Raw genomic sequence first — 6,747 nt, forward strand, 5'->3', positions numbered from 1 at the left:
GCTTGATCGCGGTGAACTCGGCGGCGCCATCGGGCGAGCCCGGCCCACTGGCGATCGCGCTGGCGGATCGTGTCAAAATTCTGAGCAAGGCTTTTCGCAACATCGTGTTCTCGCAAATTCGGATTTCGGCGTTGAATACATTTCTAACGGCGATCTATCTCGTCGCTGTTTTGCCGTCCTTCGGAATCGATCTGCCATTCATCAGGACGATGATAGCGCTGACTTTCGTCGCCGGCCTTCTGCCGGTCATCGGCAATCTGATCTCCAACACCGTGATCGTCGTTGTCAGCCTCAGCATCTCCTTCCTTGCAGCGCTCGGCTCGCTTACCTTTCTCCTCGTCATTCACAAGCTCGAATACTTCGTGAACGCCAAGATTATTGGAACGCGGATCAACGCGCGTGCCTGGGAGCTTCTTCTGGCGATGGTTTTCATGGAGGCCTGGTTCGGTATGCCGGGTCTTGTCGCCGCGCCGATCTATTATGCCTATCTGAAGGCTGAACTCACGATGCGCGGGCTAATCTAGGATTGGAGCAATGCCCGATCGAACGGAATCGGGTCGCGTCGATGGTTAACAGGCCAGCTAGCATCAGGCTCATTGATTAAGACGGAAGGCGACGGCGGCTGCGATGCAGATTGCCGAGAAGACGGTGTGTGCGTAGCGGTCAAATTGGGCGCGATGCGCCGCTAGTCCTTCAGCTTGGCGAACATGTTCTCGATCTTGTGACGTTGGCGGCATAGGTGTTGTCGTCGTCGATCGGCTTGTTTCCGCTTTTGACCGGTGGGGTGCATTTTGAGTATCCATCCGGCGTGTCGCGCCTTGTTCGGGTGATGAACGAGTGGTCTTAAGCGTGCTCTTATGAGCGCACTTAGGAGCAGTTGATGGGTCAGATCACGTTGCTCACAGGCCCCGAACGTCGGCGGCGGTGGAACGAAGAGGAACGGCGCCAGATTTTGGAGGAGGCGTTTTCGCCCGGAGCCTGTGTGACGCAGGTGGCGCAGCGGCATGACGTTTCGACGGCGCTGATCTAGACTTGGCGTCGCAAGCTGTGCGAACACGTCCCGGACCCGTGCCTTACAGAGGCGGTGGTTGTCGATGAAGACGTCGGCCATCCACTGGAGCACCGGCCGGCTATTGTCGTGAAGCTGGTAAAGGGCGGCCGGGTGAGCATCTTCACGGGAGCGACGCCCACGCTGGTTACGGCAGTGGTAAAGGCACTGCGGTGATCCCGTCGGGCGCGCGGGTGTGGCTGTCGATGGGCCACACCGATATGAGGAAGGGCATGCAGGGCCTGGCTTTGCTGGTGCAGCAGCACCTGAAGCGCGATCCTCACGGTGGTGATCTCTACGTTTTCCGCGGACGCGCCGGATCGCTGGTAAAGATCATTTGGCATGACGGGATCGGCATGTCGCTTTATGCCAAGCGGCTCGAGAAGGGCCGCTTCATTTGGCCTCAGGCGAAGGACGGTGCAGTGTCGCTGACGAGCGCTCAGCTGGCGTGTTTGCTCGACGGGATTGACTGGCGCAACCCGCAGTACAGCTGGCGTCCGGCGAGCGCGGGATAGGACACGGATTTCCTCAGCCAAAGCGGCATTTTTCGGTTGCACCGAGAGACAGGTGCTGATTCATTTCGGCCATGGAAGCCGCCGTTTCGCCCCTGCCGGACGATGTCGAAGCGCTTAAGGCGCTGGTTGTTTCGATGGGAGCCGAACTTGCCGCCGCGAGGGCTAAGGCGTCGGCCAGGGAAGCTCTGATCGGGCACCTCAAGCTTGCAGATCGCCAAGCTCAGGCGCGAGCAGTATGGCCCCAGCGCCGAGCGCAGCCGCCGGCTCCTGGACCAACTTGAATTGCAACTCGAGGAACTCGAGGCCACAGCCAGCGAAGTTGACCTTGCCGCCGAGGCGGCGGCGACCAGGACGACCAGTGTCACCGCCTTCGAGCGCAAACGGCCAGTGAAGAAGCCGTTTCCCGAGCATCTGCCGCGTGAGCGCATCGTCATCCCCGCGCCATGTTCGTGCCTGACTTGCGGCGGGACGCGGCTTTCGAAGCTCGGCGAGGACGTGACCGAGACGCTGGAGGTGATCCCGCGTCAGTGGAAGGTCATCCAGACGGTGCGCGAGAAGTTCTCGTGCCGGAACTGTGAGACGATCACCCAGCCGCCGGCGCCGTTCCATGTCGTGCCGCGTGGCTGGGCAGGTCCTGGCTTGCTCGCCATGCTGCTGTTCGACAAGTACGGCCAGCATCAACCCTTGAACCGCCAGGCTGAACGTTTCGCTCGCGAGGGCGTGCCACTGAGCCTGTCGACGCTCGCCGACCAAGTTGGCGCGGCCACTTTCGCGCTCATGCCCCTCTATCGCCGGATCGAGGCTCATGTTCTCGCCGCCGACCGATTACACGGCGACGACACAACGGTGCCGGTCCTCGCCAAGGGCAAGACCGATATCGGCAGGCTGTGGGTCTATGTCCGCGACGACCGGCCATTCGGCGGCGCCGATCCGCCCGCCGCGCTGTTCCACTATTCGCGCGACCGCCGTGGCGAACATCCGCGAGCGCATCTCGACAGCTGGTCCGGGATCCTGCAGGCAGACGCCTATAGCGGCTATGGCGAACTCTACGCAGCCGATCGTCGCCCAGGGCCTGTGCTCGAAGCGGGCTGCTTTGCCCATGCGCGCCGCAAGTTCTTCGAACTCGCCGACGTCGAGGGATCAGCGCGCAAGAAGAGCCGCGGCGAACGGACAGGGGCGATCTACCCGATCGCACTGGAGGCGGTGCAGCGCCTGGATGGACTGTTCGATATCGAGCGCGAGATCAAGGGATTGGGCGCTGAAGCGCGTGCTTGCGCCCGCCAGGAGCGCAGCGCTCCACTGATGGAGGACCTTCACGCCTGGCTGATCGCCCAGCTTGCCCAGCTCTCACGCAACCACGATCTCGCCAAGGCCATCAACTACGTGCTGCGCCGATGGCCGGCGTTTAACCGCTTCCTCGACGATGGCAGGATCTGCATTACGAACAATGCGGCTGAACGGGCCTTGCGCTGCGTCCCGCTCGGTCGCAAGGCCTGGCTGTTCTGTGGCTCCGATCGTGGAGGCCAGCGCGCTGCAGTCATCTACGCCCTCATCGGCACCGCCAAGCTCAACAATGTCGATCCGCAAGCCTGGCTTACCGATGTGCTTCACCGCATTGCCGAGCACCCCGCCAATCGCCTCGACGACTTGCTGCCGTGGAACTGGCGGTCCAAGCCCGCCGCAATCGCAGCCTGACAATGCACATCAACAAAATGCATTCCGTGCGAACCATCGCGCTCGTCGCCCGGGACCTCGGCGAAGATGAGGACTGGCTCGGCCAAATCGCTATCGAAATGGAACCCGAGGACGGTCTGATCTGGGTCTACGGGCCAGACCAAGAATACGGCGTCATGGCCTTCTTCGAATTCGGCATCGAAAGCCTTCAAAACCTCATCGCCATCCATCGCGACGGAAACAAATAGGTCCGCCCGCGTCCCTCACCGGATGGATACCGCGAGCGTTGCCGGCCCGCGCAAGACCTTTGTCGCGCCTGCGTTGGCCGCTCTCATCCGGCGCCCCGGTAAGCCCGGCATAGCGAGCGACGGCTCCGATCACTCAGGCCGCGTGAGAGAATCTCATTCACCAGCATGTCCGCAGTCTCGAACCGATACCGATGATCCGCGAAAGAAGGCGAATCATTGAACCATTGCGAGCGGACCCTTTCTCCGTGTCTGGAGCCACCGAGAGCTGCGGCAAACGCTCCTGTTCGATCTCGTGGAGACGCGCAGCCAGAATTTGGCGCCTTCGGTCTGCTCGATCCAATGTCCAATATCTCCTTGCCGCCGTCGGGCAGGATGCCGGGCGCGATATAGATCGCCTTGTTGCGCACGAAGCCCTCGTCGCGAATTTTGACCCGGATGGCGTCGAAGAAGACTAACGGAAAGCAGGCGTCCAGCGGCCTGTTCTGCCATTCGGCGACTTCCTCAAGCACGGCGTCGGGGCCGAGATCAGGTCCGGCGAAACGTCGACGCCGTAGAGTTCCTCCAGGTGGCCGCGGATCTCGCGCACGCTCACGGCGCGTGCATACATGGAGTGCGATCTTGACGTCGAAATTGGGAAAGCGGCGCTAATACTTTGCTGGCGGCACGGTCACGCGGGATCGAAAGTTCGAGCTTCGATGTACCCGTCAGGACCGTCTTCTTCGAATGTCCGTTGCGCGGTTCGCCAATCCTGTGGCTTGCTCCTCGTCAAGATTATCGGCCAACTCGGCGTTCGGTATCCACTCCGAAAGCGCCTTCTTCAGATCGTCGAGCAAACCGTCCTTGGCAAACAGCGCCTGTGGGTCGCGCCAGGCAAGCAACCGATCTAGATTAGTAGTACTTCCTTCTCAATGGCCATGCGATGATTCTCCTTCCAACATCATGGGCTCACGCATGATTTCCGACATTCCCTCGTGCGGGCGCTGCCGTGAAGAAATGCTTGCAATAGCGCATCCTCCTCCTAACGACTCAGCAATAATACACCATCACAGTCCGGGCCTGCACACCTAGGTAGCTGCTCAACAGCGCCGAGGGTGCCACACGCTCGCCGCCGCCCATAGCACTGTTGAGGGCGCGCTCGCGAGCGGCTTGGCCACCGTCGGACTCTCCCAGGGACAAACCTGCAGCGCAGGACATCGGCCGTCGGCCTCCCTACTCACGTTCTGATCGGAGTTTGAATATATTGCTCGAGAAGCCTCGCTTTTTGATGTGCCCACGTCAGATTCGCAGGGCTTTTGATTTTTCCTATTCCTTCGTTCGCGCAATGTTAGTCCGTAGCCAGCAACGGCACGAGCTGCTTATCTTGCGACGGTCACTTATGAAAGAGGGAATCACTTATGCTAAGCTTTGATCAAGAAGAGTATCGCGCACGCTCGGCCCGGCTGCGCCAGCTAATGGCCGAACGCGGCATCGACACACTGTTCGTCTTTGATGCAGGAAACATCTACTATCTTACCGGTTATGCAGCCTACTCCGACTATAATCCTCAGCTCGTTCTGGTGCGCCAAGATGAAGAGGATCCGTGGCTCATTTTGCGCGAAATGGACATAGTGGCTGCAGATGTATGTTCATATCTGCCGCAGTCTCGGGTCCTTAGTTATCCAGAAGAATATATTGGTTCGAGCCAATCCACGCCTTGGGAGCCCATTTCGGACCATATTCGCGAGCGCACCAAGTCGAGCCTTGGTCGCATTGGGGTCGAACTTTCAGGGAAGGTCCTTGGAGTGAAGGGCCATGCCGCCTTGAGCAAGAATTTGGGCGTCTCGGAATTCATTGATGCCGATTGGATGGTCCCCGCGTTGAAGGTTATCAAATCAACTGCCGAGCTCACCTACATGGAACAGGCGGCAAAGATCGCCGATAGGGCTATGCAGATTGGTAGGCTCGCAATATCTGTTGGCGCCCGAGAATGTGATGTAGGCGCCGCCGTGTCACATGCACTTCACGCGGGCACGCCAGAAATTCCGGGCTCGGCCTCCGATTTCACTATGAACGTGGGCTCGCCTGCGAACGCTGTACATCTCAAATGGACCGACGGACAGTACAAGACAGGATGTTCGACGATTTTCGAACTCGGCGCCTACCGTCACCGATACTGCTCTGCGTTGTCGCGAACGGTGTTTTTGGGAGAACCAAGCGCACGAGAGCGGCATGTGCACCAAGCTTGCTTGGATGGGTTCCTCGCTGCTTTTAACGCTATACGGCCTGGCGTGACGTGCAACGATGTGGAGCGAGCTTTTCGGCGTGAGTTTGAACCGCGAGGCGTGCGAAAAACATCTAAAATTGGGTATTCATTGGGAATCGATTGGATGGAAGGCGGCCCGAACATCCAAGCGGGAGACGAAACGACAATTCAGGCCAACATGACTTTCCATCTCATCATAGGCATATTTGAAAAGGCCGATGGTTATATCTTCAGTGAGACCCTTCGCGTTACGGATACCGGCGCGAGCTCGCTAAGCAACATGTCACGCGACCTATTGGTAAATTGCTGATATTCGAGGATAGCGATGCCGGCGCAACGCCAACGTAGCGTCGGCATGCAGCAACGGGGCTGGCGCGGATTTTGGGACGCCAGTACGTCATTCGTACAGTGGAAATGGGGTGACCTTGCCCCTCTGATCTAATCCGGTTTGAAGTTCGTTCTGGCCCATCGAGTGGACCAGAACATGATACGTTTCCGCTTCTCTGAAGAGCAGATCGTCGGAATTGCGAAGGAACACGAGGCCGGGGTGTCGGTTGCCGATCTGTGCCGCAAGCACGGGGTCAGCGACGCCTCGATCTACAACTGGAAGGCCCGCTTCGGCGGGATGGATATCTCCGAGGCTCGGCGACTAAAGCCGCTGGAGGACGAGAACACGCGGCTAAAGCGGCTTCTGGCCGACCCGATGCTCGACAATGCCGCGTTGAAGGATCTTGTGTGAAAGCAATGGTGACGCCCGCGGCCAAGCAGAAAGCTGTCGCTCGCCTGAAGGAACGCTTTGGGATGAGCGAACGGTGGGCGTGTAAAGCCATCGGCTCGTGTAAAGCCATCGGCTGTTGCCGCATGACGGTTCGCTACGAGACCAGCAGACCGGACCACCGCGAGGTTCGCGAGCGGATGAAGGCGATCGCGCAGGAGCGTCGCCGGGTCGGCTACCGGCGTGGTCTCGGGATGGTGGGGCGGGGGGGCCTGGTCGTGGAACACAAAGAGGGGGTCCCGGGG

At 59.7% G+C, this 6,747-nt stretch carries 6 protein-coding genes and 2 pseudogenes; 7 read left to right on the plus strand and 1 reads right to left on the minus strand.

Translation table 11 applies throughout. The annotated features are described in order from the left end of the window. The 5 genes from NKH35_RS30330 to NKH35_RS30350 form a co-directional block, all read left to right on the plus strand. A partial coding sequence (locus tag NKH35_RS30330; protein ID WP_502907014.1) for an AI-2E family transporter occupies positions 1-524 on the plus strand: 524 nt, incomplete at its 5' end. A 356-nt stretch (positions 525-880) separates the two neighbouring features. After that, complete coding sequence (locus NKH35_RS30335) at positions 881-1,030, plus strand: transposase (RefSeq protein ID WP_352917379.1); 150 nt, start codon at positions 881-883, stop codon at positions 1,028-1,030. Between the two features lie 212 nt (positions 1,031-1,242). Beyond that, positions 1,243-1,563 carry an IS66 family insertion sequence element accessory protein TnpB gene (gene tnpB, locus NKH35_RS30340; protein ID WP_352917385.1) on the plus strand — a complete coding sequence of 107 codons (321 nt, stop codon included), beginning with the start codon at positions 1,243-1,245 and terminating at the stop codon, positions 1,561-1,563. A gap of 71 nt (positions 1,564-1,634) precedes the next feature. Continuing rightward, a protein-coding gene (gene tnpC / locus NKH35_RS30345) for an IS66 family transposase (RefSeq protein WP_502907015.1) occupies positions 1,635-3,258 on the plus strand; the annotation gives its coding sequence in 2 pieces (ribosomal slippage) (positions 1,635-1,766 and positions 1,768-3,258; 1,623 coding nt in all). Next, the gene (locus NKH35_RS30350; RefSeq protein WP_352917381.1) at positions 3,219-3,485 is read left to right on the plus strand and encodes a hypothetical protein; all 267 of its coding nucleotides are present in this window, start codon (positions 3,219-3,221) and stop codon (positions 3,483-3,485) included. The genes tnpC and NKH35_RS30350 overlap by 40 nt, the downstream gene beginning before the upstream one ends. A 267-nt stretch (positions 3,486-3,752) precedes the next feature. Here NKH35_RS30350 and NKH35_RS30355 read toward each other — a convergent pair. Beyond that, positions 3,753-4,363 (minus strand): annotated as a pseudogene (locus tag NKH35_RS30355) (transposase); the annotation flags it as partial. Positions 4,364-4,879: 516 nt separating this feature from the next. On the opposite strand from NKH35_RS30355, the gene NKH35_RS30360 reads away from it, so the two are divergent. Both NKH35_RS30360 and NKH35_RS30365 read left to right on the plus strand, forming a co-directional pair. Further along, on the plus strand, positions 4,880-6,037 hold the full coding sequence (locus NKH35_RS30360) for a M24 family metallopeptidase (RefSeq protein WP_352917383.1): 1,158 nt from the start codon (positions 4,880-4,882) through the stop codon (positions 6,035-6,037). A 174-nt stretch (positions 6,038-6,211) separates the two neighbouring features. After that, positions 6,212-6,747, plus strand: a pseudogene (locus tag NKH35_RS30365) (transposase); the annotation flags it as partial.

Origin of the sequence: Mesorhizobium sp. M1143 (assembly GCF_040318435.1) — a bacterium.
Classification (GTDB): Bacteria; Pseudomonadota; Alphaproteobacteria; order Rhizobiales; family Rhizobiaceae; genus Mesorhizobium.